At 42.6% G+C, this 244-nt stretch carries 1 protein-coding gene; it reads left to right on the forward strand.

The window, feature by feature from the left end; translation table 11 throughout:
- Positions 1–244: HAMP domain-containing protein (locus tag Q4519_RS22010; protein WP_303516108.1), on the forward strand; the 244-nt coding region annotated here is incomplete at both ends.

Raw genomic sequence — 244 nt, forward strand, 5'->3', positions numbered from 1 at the left:
TTGCTGCTTTATATATTGCACTAGCAGCAGTATTAGCCAACTCAGTCACCAAGCCCATCGCGCAAGTATCTAACATGCTACAAGACATTGGCGCCGGTGGCGGTGATTTGCGCCAGCTCTTACCTGTTAATGGTAATGATGAAATTGCCCAACTTGCTAGTGGCTTTAATATCTTTATCGATAAAATTCAACAATCAATAATTGAAGTGGCCAGCACCAGTAAGTTATTGAATTTCTCCGCCAG

The organism is Motilimonas sp. 1_MG-2023 (assembly GCF_030547455.1).
In the GTDB taxonomy this organism is placed as follows: Bacteria; Pseudomonadota; Gammaproteobacteria; order Enterobacterales; family CBDFNC01; genus Motilimonas.